A 17,830-nucleotide genomic window follows, 5' to 3' on the forward strand; every position below is an offset into this window, starting at 1 on the left:
GGTCCTTCACTAAATTAACAGGCAAATACCCATCATTCATCAATTATCACTTATCATTCATACTTCATTCTAGCCCCGATAGTAACGGTTACCCCGCAGCATAGGTTGGCCCTTCGACTTCGCTCAGGGTAGCGCTTTGGCGTGAGGAGTAGGAGTGGATAGCGGGATATAGCTCCTGAAAAGAAATCAATATTCGAAATTAATTTCCGTGATAAAGGGCTTTTCCTCAAATAAAATCAATAAGTTTGTATCAGTTTTCCAAAAAGAATTATAATGTCAGGAAACATTCTGATTATCGATGATGAGATCAAGCTCCTTAAGTTATTAGGAATGATCCTTTCCCAAGAGAATTTTAACGTAAAAGAAGCTTCTACTGCCCGTTCTGCAATGACGATGTTGGAGCAGTATGACTTTGATGCTGTGCTTAGCGATGTCAGGCTTCCTGATGCATTCGGTGTAGATCTTGTAAAGTCTATTAAAACCAAATATCCGCATTTAGAAATTATTCTGATGACTGCATTCGGAAATATTACCGATGCTGTACAGGCCATGAAAAATGGAGCCTATGATTACCTGGTAAAAGGGGATGATAATGAGAAGATTATTCCATTAGTCTATAAAGCATTAGATAAAGTAAAAGATAACAGGACAAGAACAGTTCAGTCAAGTAGTGTTTTAAAAGGATTTGGGCAAATTATTGGTAATTCCCCATTGATTTTACACTCCAAAAAATTAGCAGAAAGAGTGGCATTAACTGATGCAGCGGTACTTTTAACAGGTGAAACAGGAACCGGAAAAGAGGTTTTTGCGAATGCTATCCATGAAGGAAGTGAACGTAAGAAAAACACTTTTGTAGCGATTAACTGTTCTGCTTTTAGCAAAGAAATTCTGGAAAGTGAACTCTTCGGTCATAAACAAGGTGCTTTTACAGGCGCAATAAAAGATAAGAAAGGATTAATTGAAGAAGCTAATGGCGGAACTTTATTTCTTGATGAGATTGGTGAAATGCCTATAGAGCTTCAGGCAAAACTGCTTAGGGTACTGGAAACAAGAGAATTTATCAAAATGGGGGAAACCAAAGTTTCCAAATCTGATTTCAGACTGATTGCGGCTACCAATAGAAATCTGGAAGAGGAAATAAAGCAAGGGAATTTTAGAGAAGACCTTTATTTCAGACTGAATGTTTTTGAAATTACACTTCCCGCTTTAAGAGAAAGAAAAGAGGATCTGAAACTGCTGGCGAAGAATTTTGTTGATTTATTCTCAAATAAACTCCATCTGTCTTCTATTCAGGTTTTACCAGAATATTATAAAGCGCTTGAGAAAAATGACTGGAAAGGGAATATCAGAGAACTGAGAAATGCTGTAGAACGCAGCCTGATCCTGATGAATGATAATATTTTGGATGCTGAAAGCCTTCCTCATTATTCAGAAAAGGCGGTTCCGGAGAGTGATTCTCTAAGTATGAGATCGCTTGAAAAAATTCATATCCAAAAAGTATTGCAATATACGAAGGGTAATAAGGCAGAAGCGGCCAGACTCCTTGAAATAGGAATTGCTACGCTATATCGCAAACTCGACGAATACGGACTGAAATAAGTCTTTTATCATTTTAATAAAGAGCCTATCATTTTGATAGGCTTTTCTGTTTTTATACAGGTTGTGGAATGTTGTTAATTTATTGTATTACAATGTGTTATTTTGTTTATTTCAAGATTGGATCTTTTTTTGGCATATAGTCTCTGAATAAAATATTTAAAAATGACAATTTCAAGAAAAACGTTTAAAAAACGGGAGCATTCAACTTTTAGTTTGCTGATTGTATCGTACGTATTGTTTACTCTTTTAACGCTAATAATAAAGATATGATGCTGATAAGTTTAATTCTGCTCTTTGCAGTATTGTTCTGGCTTTTATATAAATCAGTTGAATTTTTTGATAGAATATAAAATTATGTGGAGTTTATTTTTCCTTTCAATACTTGCCTTTGTGTATATCTGTTATGTTTTAATGAAACCTGAAAAATTTTAAAAGACGATGAATACAGAAATTTTAGGCATCATAGCCATGTTTGCTATTACATTAGTTATCGGAATATTTTTAGGTAAATACATTGCTAATGTTTATGGATACAAGAAAACCTTTTTAGATCCGGTTTTTCAGCCGGTTGAAAAGTTAATTTATAAAATATCGGGAATTAATCCCAATCGCCAGATGAACTGGAAGCAGAATATGTATGCGATGCTGGCGATTAATCTGGTTTGGTTTATAATAGGGTTTATCCTCTTGCTTACTCAAGCCTGGTTACCTTTAAATCCGGATGGGAACCCGAATATGTCACCGGATCTGGCTTTTAATACAACCATCTCATTTTTAGTAAACTGTAATTTACAGCATTACTCAGGAGAAACAGGAGTAAGCTACCTGAGCCAGCTTTATCTGATGTTTTTACAGTTTGTAACGGCTGCAACGGGAATGGCTGCTATGGCTGTTCTTTTTAAAGCATTTAAAGAAAAAACAGCTACGGAGCTTGGTAATTTCTATGACTATTTCACTAAGTCAATGATTAGAATCTTACTTCCGATCAGTGTAGTGGTGGCTTTAATCCTTTCTATCAACGGAAGTCCGATGACTTTCGAAGGAAAAGATCATATTACAACCCTTGAAGGGCAAAAAATAGACGTTTCCAGAGGTCCTGTAGCTGCTTTTGTTGCTATTAAACATTTGGGGACCAATGGTGGTGGTTTCTTCGGAGCCAATTCAGCCCATCCTCTTGAAAACCCTAATTATATAACGAATATGACGGAAATGGTCACTCAGATGATTATTCCTTTTGCATTGGTTTTCGCGTTAGGTTTCTATTTAAAGAAAAGAAAATTATCATGGGTAATATTTACCGTGATGACGATCGGTTTCTTAGCTCTTACAGTTCCTAATATTGTTAATGAAACAGGAGGAAATCCTTTGATTACAAAAATGGGAGCAGACAGCAGCATTGGAGCGATGGAAGGGAAAGAAATCCGTTTCGGAAGTGCTGCATCAGCATACTGGAGTATTGCTACTACGGTGATTTCTACAGGTTCTGTAAATTCTATGCATGACAGTACGATGCCTCTTTCAGGGATGAATGAACTTCTTGCAATGATGATTAATTGTTTCTACGGCGGTTGTGGAGTAGGGATTCTGAACTACTTTATCTTTATTATTCTTGCTGTATTCATCAGTGGATTGATGGTAGGTAGAACCCCTGAATTTATGGGGAAAAAGATTGAAGCCAAGGAAATGAAGATCGCGATGATTGTTGCTTTGTTCCACCCATTCTTAATTCTTGTGGGAACAGCTTTAACAGCCTATCTACCTGAATTTGGAGCTAAAACATTGAATAACCCCGGATTCCATGGTTTCAGTGAAATGCTGTATGAATTCACTTCTTCCTCAGCCAATAACGGATCAGGATTCGAAGGATTAGGAGATAACACACCTTGGTGGAATATTTCAACAGGAATTGTACTGCTGTTATCAAGGTTTATCCCAATCATAGGACCAATAGCCATCGCAGGATTACTGGCTCAGAAAAAATTTATTCCTGAAAGCTCAGGAACATTGAAGACAGATACGGCAACATTCGGATTTATGACGCTGGCAGTTATTCTGCTTATTGCAGCATTATCATTCTTCCCTGCATTAACTCTTGGGCCTATTGCGGAACAGATACAGTATTTCTCTAAATAAATTGTGAACATTAAAAATTAAAATCAATATTCAACCATTAAGGAAGCTGAATTGTTTAGGGAACTAATCTAAAACTTACCGAAACGTTCACTACATAATATTATCCAATCCTATACCCTATAATTTGGTTTCTCTTGATGGTTATTATTGATTTATAATGATATAAACTCTTTCAAAAAAATGAAAAATAAATCACAAACATTGTTTCAAAGAGATTTGGTAAACGAAGCGATTAAGCAGTCCTTCGTGAAACTGAATCCGAAAATTATGTTTAAAAATCCAGTGATGTTTCTGGTGGAGATCGGAACAGTGGTCATGTTTATAGTAAGCATGTTCAGCTTAACTGGTGATAAAACCCAAGGAAGTTTCTCATATAATTTCCTGGTATTCATTATCTTATTTTTTACCGTCTTATTTGCCAATTTTGCAGAAGCCATTGCCGAAGCCAGAGGAAAGGCACAGGCTGATACGCTTAGAAAAACCCGTGAGGAAACTCCTGCCAAACTGGTGATTGATAACAAACCCGGATTTCAGGTAGAAACTGCTTTAAAAATGTCTGCAGAAATGAAGCTTGGAGATATTTTTCTTTGTGAAGCCGGAGATCAGATTCCGATGGATGGTGAAATCATTGAAGGATTGGCAACCATTGATGAGTCTGCCATTACAGGAGAAAGTGCACCGGTTATCCGCGAAGCGGGGGGAGATAAAAGCTCAGTAACAGGAGGAACTAAAGTACTTTCAGACAGAATTAAGGTAAAAGTAACTACGAAACCCGGAGAGTCCTTTTTGGACAAAATGATTGCTCTTGTAGAAGGAGCTTCAAGACAGAAAACACCTAACGAAATCGCATTAACCATATTATTAGCAGGGTTTACCCTTACTTTTATTATTGTAACCCTAACCTTAAAGCCTTTTGCTGACTATGCGCAGACTCCGATTACCATTGCGGCATTCATCTCTCTTTTCGTCTGTCTTATTCCGACAACCATTGGAGGACTGCTTTCTGCAATTGGAATTGCGGGAATGGACCGCGCACTGAGGGCCAACGTTATCACAAAAAGTGGAAAAGCAGTAGAAACTGCAGGTGATATTGATGTTTTGCTACTGGATAAAACCGGAACAATCACTATCGGGAACCGTAAGGCAACACAATTTCATCCTGCAAACGGAATTAAGCTTGAAGACTTTATCAAAGCTTCCGCTCTGAGCTCGGTAGCAGATGAAACACCGGAGGGAAAATCTATTATAGAATTGAGCCAGCTGAAATCAGAAGATCTGTTGGTTCCCAATCCAACATACATTGACTTTACTGCTGAAACCAGAACTTCAGGGATAGATTTTGAAGAGACAAGAATCAGAAAAGGAGCTTACGACACTATAAAAAAACTGACTGAAAAAGCCGGGAATCTTTTCCCACAGGAAACACAGGATGCTGTTACCAAAATTTCTGAAAACGGAGGTACTCCTTTGGTAGTGTCCGTCAATGAAAAAGTATGGGGAGTTATTGAACTTCAGGATATTATTAAAACAGGTATCCAGGAGCGCTTCCAGAGACTGAGAAAAATGGGCGTGAAAACGGTAATGGTAACCGGAGATAACCCTTTAACAGCGAAATTTATTGCGGAAAAAGCAGGAGTAGATGATTTTATTGCTGAAGCCAAACCGGAAGATAAGATGAACTATATCAAGAAGGAACAGCAGGAAGGAAAACTGGTAGCGATGATGGGAGACGGAACGAATGATGCTCCGGCATTAGCTCAGGCTGATGTGGGTGTTGCAATGAATAGCGGAACTCAGGCTGCGAAGGAAGCAGGTAATATGGTAGATCTTGATAATGACCCTACCAAACTGATTGAGATCGTAGAGATTGGAAAACAATTACTGATGACCCGTGGAACTTTGACTACTTTCAGTATTGCGAATGACGTTGCAAAGTATTTCGCTATTATTCCCGCCCTGTTTATCACTTTTATTCCGTCATTGCAGAAGTTAAATATCATGAATCTTCACAGTCCGGAAACAGCCATTTTATCAGCGGTTATTTTCAATGCAGTGATTATTCCTTTCCTGATTCCATTAGCATTAAAAGGAGTGGCGTATAAGCCAATTGGTGCGAGTGCATTATTGAGAAGAAATCTTTTGATCTATGGTTTGGGAGGTGTTATTGTTCCTTTCATCGGAATCAAAATTATTGATGTATTGATTAGTTTATTCTATTAAAATTTAAAAAATGAAAAATCATATCGTTTCAGCATTCAGATTAACTTTGGTAATGCTGGCAGTTGTAGGGATTTATCTGATCGTTGTATATGCCGGATCAAAAGTATTGCCTACTCAGGGAAATGCAGAGATCATTAATTATAAAGGACAAAAATTCTATGCTAATATCGGACAGGAATTTAAATCTGAAAAATATTTCCATGGCCGCCCATCCACTGTAAACTATAATGCAGCAGGAAGTGGGGGAAGCAATAAAGGTCCAAGTAATGAAGAATATCTGGAAACCGTACAGAAAAGAATAGATACATTAAAATTGCAGAACCCTGAAATGGGAAGCGTTAAAGTGCCTGTAGAGCTTGTTACGGCAAGTGGAAGCGGATTGGATCCTGATATTTCGGAAGAAGGAGCTCTATACCAGGCAAAAAGAATTGCCAAAATGAGAAACCTTTCTGTAGAGAAGATTAATACCTTAATTAAAGATCAGACTCAGAAGCCATTTTTAGGACTTTTAGGACCTTCAAAAATCAATGTTTTAAAGCTTAATATTGCTTTAGACCAATTAAAATAATCTAATAATCTTGAATCAACCATGTCAAGGTTTTAAACCTTGACATGGTTAGTTAGATCAACTTAAATAATTAAAATAATTGTACGGCAGAATTTATAAAATATTGTTAGATACATTGAACCATTAAGAGTATTGAAAGAATTAAGTGTAAGTAAGAAAATCTAAAATTTCAAAATATTACCACTCATCATTCGCTTATAATCCTTTTCTTAACGTCTTAATTCTTTCTTAATGGTTAACTTTATCAGAGGAATATACTTTCTGTACTGTACTCAGACAATTTGAAATCAACGTGAAAAAAATTACTATTATAGGAATGCTATTGGGGGTGTTTTTCTCAAAAGCACAATCATCAGACTCATTAAAAACAGAGCCTAAAGTTACATTTTCGGCTTATGCGGAACTCTTTTATACTTATGATTTTAATGAGCCGGGAAATCATCTCCGCCAGAATTTTTTATACTCTTACAACAGACATAATGAGGTAAATCTTAATCTGGGACTTATAAAAGCCAATTATCAAAGTGATAATATTAGAGCCAACCTTGCATTAATGGGCGGAACTTACGCACAGGACAATATGGCTGCGGAACAGGAGGCTTTACGATATATTAATGAAGCGAATGTAGGAATCAAAATATCCAAAAATAAAAACTTATGGATTGATGCCGGGATCATGCCTTCCCATATTGGTTGGGAAAGTGCAATAGGAAAAGATAATATTAATCTGACAAGAAGTTTTGCTGCTGAAAATTCGCCTTATTTTGAAACTGGAGCTAAGATCTCCTATACTTCAGACAACGGAAAATGGTTTGTAAGCGGATTGGTGCTGAATGGCTGGCAACGCATTGCAAAAGTGAAAGGAAATCAGAGTATTTCTTTTGGGCATCAGGTGACGTATAAACCAAATGATAAAGTAACTTTGAACAGCAGTTCATTTATAGGAAATGATAAAGCTAAGGATGACAAAAAAATGCGTTATTTCCATGATTTGTATGGAAGTTTCCAGTTAACAGATCAGTTTTCTGCTTTATTAGGATTTGATATCGGAGCAGAACAGAAGACCAAAGGAAGTGAGCAGTATAATATCTGGTACAGCCCGAATGTACAAATGAAATATCAGGTTGACAGTAAATGGGCATTAGCCGGAAGACTGGAATATTATAACGATAAAAATGGAGTGATTATCAGTACAGGAAGTCCTAATGGTTTTCAAACCTTCGGATATTCACTGAACGTAGATTATGCTGTATTTAAAAATGTTGTTTTTCGTACTGAAGCAAGAGGATTTACTTCTAAGGATGCCATTTTTGCGAAAAATGATGATTTTAGAAAAGGAAACTTTTTCATTACAACAAGTTTAGCCGTGTGGTTTTAATCTAAAACCTGTTTGAAAATTAAAATTCAATAACCACAAAAGTCACAAAAGTTTTTATTTGAAACACTTTAGAACATCTGAGTAAGCTGATAATGTTATTGATAAAAGTACACATAAGATGAAAATCGAAGATTTTCAATAACTTAAGTGATATCATATAAAGCAGGTAGTAGTAACTTATAATAACTTAAGTGTTAAAAAAATAATGTGCTATAATATTGAGCCTTTGGATTGAAAGTGAAAACTTTTCCTGCAAAAGGGCTAATCGAAGGTTAACAGAATGTTTAAAAAAATAAAACTAAAAAGAATAAAATCAATGTCATCAGCAAAACATTTTTTGGAACTCATCCAAAAGTCCCGAAAAGGGAAATTCAAAATCTATATTGGGATGAGCGCAGGTGTTGGGAAGACTTTCCGAATGCTGCAGGAAGCCCATTCCCTTTTACGAAACGGCATTGATGTAAAGATTGGTTATATAGAAACCCATGATCGTGAAGAAACGGTAGCTTTGGCAGAAGGAATTCCGGAAATTGGAAGAAAATCAGTCTTTTATAAAGGTAAAAACCTGGAGGAAATGGACCTCCAGGCTATTATCAATGAACATCCGGAAGTGGTACTTGTAGATGAACTGGCTCACACCAATGTGGAAGGGTCCAAAAATAAAAAGAGATGGCAGGATGTGCTCGAGATTCTGGATAACGGGATCAATGTCATTAGTGCCATGAATATTCAGCATATTGAAAGCCTTAATGAAGAAGTAAAGAAAATAACAGGAGTTGAAGTTGCGGAGCGGGTTCCAGATAAAATCTTAGCGCTTGCTGATGAAGTAGTGAATATTGACCTTACTGCCGATGAGCTGCTCACCCGGCTCAAAGAAGGAAAAATCTATAAGAAAGATAAAATTCAGACGGCACTTAGCAATTTTTTCCAGAGTGGCCATATTCTACAGCTTCGTGAGCTTGCTTTAAAAGAAGTAGCGACGCACGTGGAAAGAAAGGTGGAAACTGAAATTAAAACCGAAAATTTTAAACCCATCAAATTTCTGGCCTGTATCAGCAGTAATGAGAAGATTGCGAAGACAATCATCAGGAAAACAGCCAGACTGGCAAGCTATTACAACAGTCCTTGGACGGTCCTCTATATCCAGAAGCCTTCTGAAACCCCTGAAAAAATAGCACTGGACAAGCAGCGGTATTTGATTAATAATTTTAATTTAGCACAGGAATTGGGAGCCAAGGTTATCAGAATCAAGGAAAATAGTGTTCATAACGGAATTCTTGAATATGTGATAGCCCATAACATCACCACAGTCTGCATCGGAAAACCTCATGCAAAGCTTTGGCAGCGTCTGTTCGGATACAGCTGGATTTATACTTTGATGAACGGGCTGAATGAAAGACAGGTAGATATTATTATTTTATCTTAAGAGTAATGAAATCGCAATGATTTGGAAACACAAACACAGATAAAGATGACGCGATTGCATATGTCTTTAAAAAAACAATAAGTATCTTCATATGAAACTTAAAACAAAACTTACCCTAGGCGTAGGCCTTTTATTTTTACTGATTGTTCTGCTTTCAGTAATAGGTTCTGTATATATTAACAAACTGAAATCTGATACTGAAAAGATTCTTACGGCGAATTATAACAGCCTTGAGTTTTCTAAGAATATGCTTCTGGCATTGGATCATATCAGTACAGACAGTGTGGTGGCCATAGCAGACTTTAGGAAAAACAATAAATTGCAGGACAAAAACCTTACAGAGTTTGGTGAAAAAGAGGCTACCCAGAACCTGAATCTGCATTTCAACAGTTATTTAAAAGAACCTACAACCCATAAAGAGAAGCTGATACGGGAAGATCTTGCGAGAATCATGTCTTTAAACATGAAGGGGATTGAGCGCAAAAGCGATATCGCCATTATTACAGCCGAAAATGCCACTTTTTGGATTGTCAGTCTGGGAACGGTTTGTTTTCTGATTGCTTTTATTTTACTGTTCAACCTGCCTCAAACCATTGCTGAGCCCATCAATCAGCTAACCTTCAGTATCAGGCAGATTGCAGATAAAAATTATAATGAAAGGGTACATTTTAAAGGAAGTGAAGAATTCAACAGTTTGGCAGACTCTTTTAATGTGATGGCAGAAAAGCTTCAGGAATACGAAAGCAGCAACCTTTCCAAGCAACTGATGGAGAAAAAAAGGATTGAAACATTGGTGAATAATATGCATGATGCTGTAATTGGTCTGGATGAAAATCATTTTATCTATATGATTAATGATGAAGCTTTAAAGATCACCAATCTCCATAAAGAGGATATTATTGGAAAAACGGCTCATGAAGTTGCTGTGAATAATGACCTGATGCGGGAACTGCTGAAAAATATCGATCAGCCGGTAAAAGATCCTATTAAGATTGTTCGTGATAATAAAGAAAATTATTTTGAACAGGATATTGTTCCTATCAATATTGTAAAAACAGGGGAGAAGGAGAAGAAATATATTGGAAAAGTAATTTTATTGCGAAATATTACACCTTTCAAAGAACTGGATTTTGCCAAGACTAATTTTATTGCAACCATTTCCCATGAGTTGAAAACTCCGATTTCTGCTATAAAAATGGGCGTTCAGCTACTTGGGAATCAGAAATTCGGTGAGTTGAATGAACAACAGCAGGAATTGTTGAAAAGCATTAATGAAGACGGTCAGCGTTTACTGGATATTACTGGTGAGCTTCTTAATCTTTCGCAGGTGGAATCAGGGAATATCCGCCTGACCATTGAAAAATGTTCTCCTAAAGAAATTGTACAGACAGCTGTGAAAAATGTTGAAAAATTGTCAGAACAGAAGAATATATCAATCCATACAGAATATCAGTTGGAAGATACAGATTTTGTAACCGCAGATTTTGACAAAACAGTCTGGGTCATGAATAATTTTCTGACCAATGCGGTAAAACATTCTTTTCAGGATGAAGAAATTAAAGTCTTTGTGGAAAGAGTAGAGGATTTTATTCAGTTTAATATCATTGATACGGGAAGCGGAATTGATGAAAAATATCACAGACAGATCTTTGACCGTTATTTTCAGGTTCCGGGTGAACATCAGAATGGAACAGGTCTTGGGTTGGCTATTTCAAAGAACTTTATTGAGAAACAGAATGGTGAAATTGGGGTAAGCAGCGCTTTGAATAATGGAAGTACTTTCTTTTTCAGATTGCCGGTTTCATAAGGATTATTGTCATATATTTGAGCCGGAAATATTCTATTTTTTTCCATTAAAAACTTTTAATGCCAACAGATCCTTTTTTTTATTTTATTATAGCAGGTCCTTTATTTTTTGTTATTTCAGGAGTGTTCTTTTTTATACAGAAAGATAAGATTATTGAAAAATATAGGCAACCGGATGCTGTGATATTAAAAAAAATATATGGAACTATAACTACAGTAAATAAAGGAACTTTACGTTATAATAAACGGTTTCAATGGTGTAGTTTTGATATTCTTCTGAATGAAAACTCGATATTCCTGTTTCCCCGAAGTTTTTATATTGTTCCGAGAGGTTGTATTAATCTGAAATTTAGATCTAACGCAAAGAATACAAAAAATCCAACATTTCTCAGAAGGTTTCATCTGAACGGGGATTCCGTTGAACTCATCTATTATCCTGATCATTTGCTCAATGGAGAACGTACAATTTCTTTGAATAGTCTGAATAAAGAACAGATTTTACTATTCCAAAAAGCTTTGGATCAACAAACATAAACTCAGTATTATTGTTTTATCGTGTAGTAAGAAAGCCTGCTTCTATCCGATTTGACGAGGTTGCATTATTTTTTATATTCGATATGCGGCATTATGGCATTAAAACTTCAGAATATATTTATGTTATTATGCAGCAGCCCAAGGAAAATTCTAATGTCATAGACAAAGTATCTTCAACAGTATTCCCTCAGTTAAAAGGGGGTGCATTAGAGTATTCAAACAGACATGTTGAATGTGAAAGTAAAGGTTTTACTGGAGCTGTTGAATTGTAGGATCAGGCCTTATAGTTTGTTTGATAACGAAAATTTTGAAAATAGTAAGAAAGGCTAAATAAAATTTTATAAATTTGATTATCAATTCATTTATGATGAACACTTCGGACTTAAAACTTGATTTAATCAATCGTATTGCTCAATTAAAAGAAGCCAGAATCGTTGAAGAAATTCAGAAACTTTTAGATTTTGAATTAGATCAGAACGAATATATTCTTAATGAAGCTCAAAAAGAAAGGGTAGCAGAAGCAAGAGAAGAGTATAAGAATAAAGCATATCTTCCCGAAGAAAAAGCCAATCAAGATATAGAAGAATGGCTAGGCGAAAAATAATCTGGACTTTTAAGGCTAATGAAGAACGGAAAGATATTCTTGAATATTGGATTCTTAGGAATAAATCTAAAACTTTTAGCTTAAAATTAAATAAATTGATCCTTTATAACGTAGGATTATTGGCAGAACATCCTACTATTGAACGAAAAACTGATGTCCAAAATGTAAGGGTTAAAATTGTCAGAGATTATCTTATATTTTATGAATTTTCAGGTGTTGAATTAATCATTCTCTCTATTTGGGATGGCAGAAGAAATGATAAATAAGCCATAAACTTTTTCTAATTATTTATACATTATATTTGTTACCAAATTAACAAGATGAAGAAAATAGTAAGCTTATTAGCCATATTATTCTGTATAACCTTGAGCAGTCAGCTTTATGCACAAACCTTTACCTTAGAACAGTTTGCCGCATTCAACAAATTAGGAATGGCTGATTTTAAAAAGGAAATGAAAAGCCTTAATTACAGCTTTTATGATAAAACAGAAGGGCTAGGTTTCGTGGTAACAGAATATGAAACTCCCGATTACCTATCTAAAATCGGAAAGTTTGAATACGAAGATAAATCCGATGACAGAATTGAGTATGAATTTAAAACTAAAAAGGAATACGATCAATATGTTAAAATAATTCTGGCTTCTGGGTACAAAGAGACTGAGAAAGGGAAGACTCTCACCAAAGATTCTTATGTAGATTATTTTAAAAATAAAGAACAGATTAGATTGATTACCCCTAAAGCAGGTGACAACAATCCTTATACGATTCTTGTTTTTAAATAAAATATAGTTATTAAAATATAAAAGGCTGCGAAAACTATTTGCAGCCTTTATTATATAGGTGTTTTTATAAGTTTAATCTTTAATGAATTTCTGAACAGAGACTTTATCTTTTAAGAATAGTTTAATCAGATAATTTCCTTTAGGAAGATCCGAAACATTCACTGTATTTTCTTTTATACCCATAGAGTTAATAACTCTTCCCGCTGTATCATAAATTTCAGCTTTCGTTACTTCATTAGAGGACTTGATATGCAATATATCTTTTACCGGGTTAGGATAAATACTGATTGTATTCTTATCATTTTTGACCTCTGAAGTAGCCAAAGTACTTGCAATGGATGTTGTATAGGTATTGGTAACAATAGGAGCATTATAATCAAAGTATATTTTGGCGGTATTGCTGAAGCTGTTACCCACACCTAAAGTAGACTTTGTTTTTATTTTGAAGGCTATATATCCGTCATTATTGGCATCATCAAAAGGTAGCTGAATATTTTCAAAAATGAATTCTATAATATTAGGATTTGTTACTCTTGTAACATAGCTATGGCTTCCATTCAAAGGAACTAAAGACGAAATATCAAATTTTGTTGCATCTATTTCGTCCTTTACAACAATATTTCTGGCATTAGCTGTTCCTGTATTTTCGAATCGGATTAAGTAATGAACGTAGTCTCCAACCTGAGTTTTTGCAATAGAAGTTCCTTCAAGACACGTTTTATCATTAGGATCAAAAGAATTGACAACGGTTTGGTTTAGGGTGAAATTGTTATCAGTTGGTGTTTCATCTGTTGCTCCATTGATTTGTGCTGTATAATGCAGAATATCACCACTATTTAAAGCCGGAGTTTGTGTTGGAGTGTTTAGCTTTACAGTGACAATAATTTCTTTAGTTTCGAAAGGTTGAAGACTTGCGAAGTTCCAGTTCAATATTCCGGAAGATTGAGAAGAAGTAGGCAGAGTTGCATTCATATAATCCATTACACTATCATTATAATTAAATGCCAGGGTACCTGATTGTGGAACCGTTCCTTTGTTTTTGTAAACAATTTTATACTTGGTATCAAATCCTGGGGACGCATTGATTAAAGGAATAATAATAACTTCCAAATCCTGGTGTGTACCATTTGCTGTAATGCAGAAGTTTTGCGCTACTGGGCTGTTCTGAGCAGGGAATGCTACCGTTGCAGAAGGTGGGTTAACAGTAAAATATGAAGGATTTTCCATCACAGGAGTAATACTGTGAGTTCCTGTTTGTAGTGGGATTGAGTAATTACCGGAATTATTTCCGATAATACTACCTGAAGTAGTTCCGTTTGTAATCGTAAATTTTTGTGCTGCTTTATTGGGGTCGTTCATATCACAGCCATTATTGTTGCTGTCATATTTGGTATTTCCCTGTACAGTATAAAAGTTGCCTCCAGGTGTAAATGAACAGTATGTAGTTACCTGATAATTAGAATAAAAATAAGAACTGCTGCTTACCAGATTTTGTATCATAGAAAACTCGCTGTCGTCTGAGCAGATGACAAGATTAGGATTAAAGGCCACACCTATTGAGTTGTTTTGCTGGGTTTTTCCATTTTTTAAATTAAGAAAACTTAAATTATTTGAGTTACAGTTTATAGTATTAAGTTCAGAATTTAGGGAAAAGTCCAGTGATTGAATTGAATTATTATTGCAGTTTAGCGTACTCAAAAGAGGATAAATGGAAGGGTTAAAACTTGTCAGCATATTATAACCACAGTAGATCATTCTCATATCAGGACACCCGGGAAAGCTTAAACTGCTTAAATGATTGTTTTCACAGTATACTACACGGAGTTTACTTTGATTCTGAATATTCAACGTAGATAAATTATTTTTACTAACATCTATAATCTGTATGTTTGAATTAGCGAAGTTAATAGAGGAGAGTAAAGGATTATTTCGGACATAAAAAACGAATACGTCAGACAGGTTTGAACCATCAAAAGAGGTAAGCTTAGTATTTTCTATGCTCAATTCAATAATATTCGTAGATCCGGTAATATTGATATTTGTTAAAGGTGCATTTGAGATATACAAATACTTTAAATCGACTTTGTTCTGGAGATCTAATGATGTTATAGCCGTGTTATCGCAAGAAAATCTCCTGATATGAGAACAGTTAGTAAGATTCAAAGTACTTAATGGTATAATCCCTTGAATACTAAGATCAGATAGCTCAATGTTAGAGCTTAAATCCAGTGAGGTTAAAGTATTACCTGCAATATCTAGTACTGCCAAATTAGCAAAAGCAGCTATTCCTGTGAGGTCTGATATATCTCCACCATAAAGTCTAAGTCTTCCTACTGCCAATGCTTCAGATACTTCAATTTCGCCATTATTGTTGACATCAATTTTCATATTTAAATTACCTGAATCTGTGGATGCTATCGAATTAGTAACATCTGCTGCCAGTAGTTTTGCTTTGAAGTTTGGATCGGGAATATTTACAATTTGGGCCCGAAATACAGTAAAGATCATCACAAAGATGATCAGGTAGAGTTTTTTCATGTATTAGTTTATTTAAGTTTTAGTACTAAACAAAAATAAACCATTAAGACAATATCTTAATAGTTTATTTAATAATTGTTTTGTTTTTTTTACTGTTTCTCAATCAGATCCAAAAACTGCTGTTCATCCAGAATTTCAATCGTTCCAATATCCTGAGCTTTTTTAAGCTTGCTTCCTGCTTTTTCTCCAACCACAAGATAGTTAAGGTTTTTTGAAACCGCAGAAATGTTCTTTCCGCCATGCTTCTCTACCATTTCTTCAGCAGCTTCTCTGGTAAACAGTGACAATTTTCCGGTGAAAAGGAAGGTCTTTCCTTCTAAAACATTAGATAACACTTCATTGGTACTTTCTCCTTTTTCAAGCTGTACTCCGTAAGATTTCAGACGCTCGATCATCAATAGGTTTTCAGTGTTTTTGAAAAACTCTTCAATGCTCACTGCTATTTTAACTCCAATATCTTCTACCTGGCAAAGCTCTTCAACAGTAGCATTTTTCAACTCCTCAATGGTAGGGAAGTTTTTTACCAGTTTTTTAGCAACTGTTTCTCCCACATGCTTGATACCAATTCCGTACAATACTTTTTCAAACGGAATTTCTTTGGATTTTTCAATTCCCGTAATGATATTCTGAGCAGATTTTTCCGCCATTCTTTCCAGGGGAAGAAGCTGTTCTTTAGTTAAAGCATAGAAATCAGCAGGATTTTCAATCAGTTTTTCTCTGTAAAGCTGTTCAATAGTTTCACTTCCCAGATTGTCTATATTCAATGCCTTTCTTGAAACATAATGAATCATTCTTCCCACAACCTGTGGTGGGCAGTGAAGTTCATTCGGGCAGAAATGAATGGCCTGGTCTTCAATTTTTACCAGCTCGGTTCCACATTCCGGACAGTGTTTGATGTATTCTATTTCCCTGCTTTCATCAGTCCTCTTATCTGTATTTACCCCAACAATCTTCGGAATAATTTCTCCACCTTTTTCTACATACACAAAATCATTTTCATGAAGGTCAAGCTTTTTGATGATATCTTCATTATGCAGCGAAGCTCTTTTTACAATGGTTCCGGCCAATAAAACAGGCTTTAAGTTGGCCACAGGAGTAATCGCTCCGGTTCTTCCCACCTGGTAAGAAACACTTTGAAGTTCAGTTTCCACTTTTTCAGCCTTGAATTTGTAAGCCATAGCCCAACGTGGAGATTTAGCTGTATATCCAAGTTGTCTTTGCTGTTGTAAAGAATTCACTTTTAATACAATTCCATCAATTTCAAATGGAAGATTGTGACGCTCTGTATCCCAGAAAGTGATAAATTCCTTTACCTCCTCCATTGTTTTGCAAAGCTTTGCCTGCTGAGAAGTCTTGAATCCCCACTCCTGTGCTTTTTGAAGCAATTCCCAGTGGCTTTCCGCAGGAATTTCATCAGAAATAAACTGGTATAATACAGAAGAAAGTGCACGTTTTCTTACCTCAGCACTGTCCTGCATTTTCAAGCTCCCACTTGCTGTATTTCTAGGATTCATGAACGGATCCAGGCCTTCCTCTTCACGCAGTTTATTGAGCTTATCAAAATTCTTTCTCGTTAAATAAATTTCACCACGCATGAAGAATTGTGATGGAAAATCACCTTTTAACTTCAACGGAATATCAGAAATAGTACGGACATTCGGAGTGATTTCGTCTCCCTGAAAACCATCACCACGGGTTACAGCCTGCGTAAGCTTTCCGTTTTCATAGAGAATAGAAATAGAAGCTCCGTCATACTTCAATTCGGCTACAAATTCTACAGGTTCATCAATGGTTTTGATAATTCTTTTTTCCCAATCTTCCAGATCATCAAAATCGTAGGAGTTATCCAGAGAATACATTCTGAATTTATGCTGAATCGTTGGGAATACCTTTGTAATACCGCCACCTACACGCATGGTAGGTGAGTTTTCGTCATAAAACTCAGGGTGTTTGGCTTCAAGGTCCTGAAGTTCCTCCAGTAACATATCAAATTCATAATCTGCAATGGTAGGAGTATCCAGAAGATAATAGTTTTCGTTATGCTGGTGCAGCTCTTTGCGGAGCTGTTCTATTTTTTGTTGAATGTTTTCAGACATCGGGTTTATATCTTTTGAGCAAAAATAACTAAAGTAATTTCATTTAAAAAATAACGGAATTAAATATTACAGGAAAATTAACAATCTGTAACATGCTTCAATCAACTGACTCAGTAGAAAATAAAACAATTGTTTAAAGTAATTTA

At 35.6% G+C, this 17,830-nt stretch carries 14 protein-coding genes; 12 read left to right on the forward strand and 2 right to left on the reverse strand.

The window, feature by feature from the left end; all coding sequences use genetic code 11:
* Positions 1-273: 273 nt before the first annotated feature.
* From J2772_RS03770 to J2772_RS03825, 12 genes are all read left to right on the forward strand, one after another.
* Positions 274-1,599: a sigma-54-dependent transcriptional regulator gene (locus J2772_RS03770; RefSeq protein ID WP_209913491.1), complete on the forward strand. Its 1,326-nt coding sequence runs from the start codon at positions 274-276 to the stop codon at positions 1,597-1,599.
* A gap of 438 nt (positions 1,600-2,037) precedes the next feature.
* On the forward strand, positions 2,038-3,732 hold the full coding sequence (gene kdpA, locus J2772_RS03775; protein ID WP_209913492.1) for a potassium-transporting ATPase subunit KdpA: 1,695 nt from the start codon (positions 2,038-2,040) through the stop codon (positions 3,730-3,732).
* A 180-nt stretch (positions 3,733-3,912) separates the two neighbouring features.
* The gene (kdpB, locus tag J2772_RS03780; RefSeq protein WP_209913493.1) at positions 3,913-5,952 is read left to right on the forward strand and encodes a potassium-transporting ATPase subunit KdpB; all 2,040 of its coding nucleotides are present in this window, start codon (positions 3,913-3,915) and stop codon (positions 5,950-5,952) included.
* A 10-nt stretch (positions 5,953-5,962) separates the two neighbouring features.
* Positions 5,963-6,520 carry a K(+)-transporting ATPase subunit C gene (gene kdpC / locus J2772_RS03785; protein ID WP_209913494.1) on the forward strand — a complete coding sequence of 186 codons (558 nt, stop codon included), beginning with the start codon at positions 5,963-5,965 and terminating at the stop codon, positions 6,518-6,520.
* Positions 6,521-6,836: 316 nt separating this feature from the next.
* Entirely contained in the window at positions 6,837-7,898 is a 1,062-nt protein-coding gene (locus J2772_RS03790; RefSeq protein ID WP_209915009.1) for a porin, read from the forward strand.
* Between the two features lie 316 nt (positions 7,899-8,214).
* Positions 8,215-9,324 (forward strand): sensor protein KdpD, encoded by a 1,110-nt coding sequence (locus J2772_RS03795; RefSeq protein ID WP_209913495.1) that lies wholly within the window; start codon positions 8,215-8,217, stop codon positions 9,322-9,324.
* A gap of 91 nt (positions 9,325-9,415) precedes the next feature.
* Positions 9,416-11,131, forward strand: coding sequence for an ATP-binding protein (locus tag J2772_RS03800; RefSeq protein WP_209913496.1), 1,716 nt, complete (start codon positions 9,416-9,418; stop codon positions 11,129-11,131).
* A 59-nt stretch (positions 11,132-11,190) separates the two neighbouring features.
* Entirely contained in the window at positions 11,191-11,664 is a 474-nt protein-coding gene (locus J2772_RS03805; protein WP_209913497.1) for a hypothetical protein, read from the forward strand.
* A gap of 11 nt (positions 11,665-11,675) precedes the next feature.
* On the forward strand, positions 11,676-11,936 hold the full coding sequence (locus J2772_RS03810) for a hypothetical protein (protein WP_209913498.1): 261 nt from the start codon (positions 11,676-11,678) through the stop codon (positions 11,934-11,936).
* Between the two features lie 92 nt (positions 11,937-12,028).
* The gene (locus J2772_RS03815) at positions 12,029-12,268 is read left to right on the forward strand and encodes a hypothetical protein (protein WP_245365118.1); all 240 of its coding nucleotides are present in this window, start codon (positions 12,029-12,031) and stop codon (positions 12,266-12,268) included.
* Positions 12,250-12,534 (forward strand): type II toxin-antitoxin system RelE/ParE family toxin, encoded by a 285-nt coding sequence (locus J2772_RS03820; protein WP_209913499.1) that lies wholly within the window; start codon positions 12,250-12,252, stop codon positions 12,532-12,534. The genes J2772_RS03815 and J2772_RS03820 overlap by 19 nt, the downstream gene beginning before the upstream one ends.
* Before the next feature lie 54 nt (positions 12,535-12,588).
* Positions 12,589-13,050 (forward strand): hypothetical protein, encoded by a 462-nt coding sequence (locus J2772_RS03825; RefSeq protein WP_209913500.1) that lies wholly within the window; start codon positions 12,589-12,591, stop codon positions 13,048-13,050.
* A 72-nt stretch (positions 13,051-13,122) separates the two neighbouring features.
* On the opposite strand, the gene J2772_RS03830 is transcribed toward J2772_RS03825, so the two are convergent.
* On the reverse strand, positions 13,123-15,588 hold the full coding sequence (locus tag J2772_RS03830; protein ID WP_209913501.1) for a T9SS type A sorting domain-containing protein: 2,466 nt from the start codon (positions 15,586-15,588) through the stop codon (positions 13,123-13,125).
* Positions 15,589-15,677: 89 nt separating this feature from the next.
* Positions 15,678-17,684: an NAD-dependent DNA ligase LigA gene (gene ligA, locus J2772_RS03835; protein WP_209913503.1), complete on the reverse strand. Its 2,007-nt coding sequence runs from the start codon at positions 17,682-17,684 to the stop codon at positions 15,678-15,680.
* Positions 17,685-17,830: the final 146 nt, after the last annotated feature.

Origin of the sequence: Chryseobacterium jejuense (genome assembly GCF_017877355.1) — a bacterium.
Lineage (GTDB): Bacteria > Bacteroidota > Bacteroidia > Flavobacteriales > Weeksellaceae > Chryseobacterium > Chryseobacterium jejuense_A.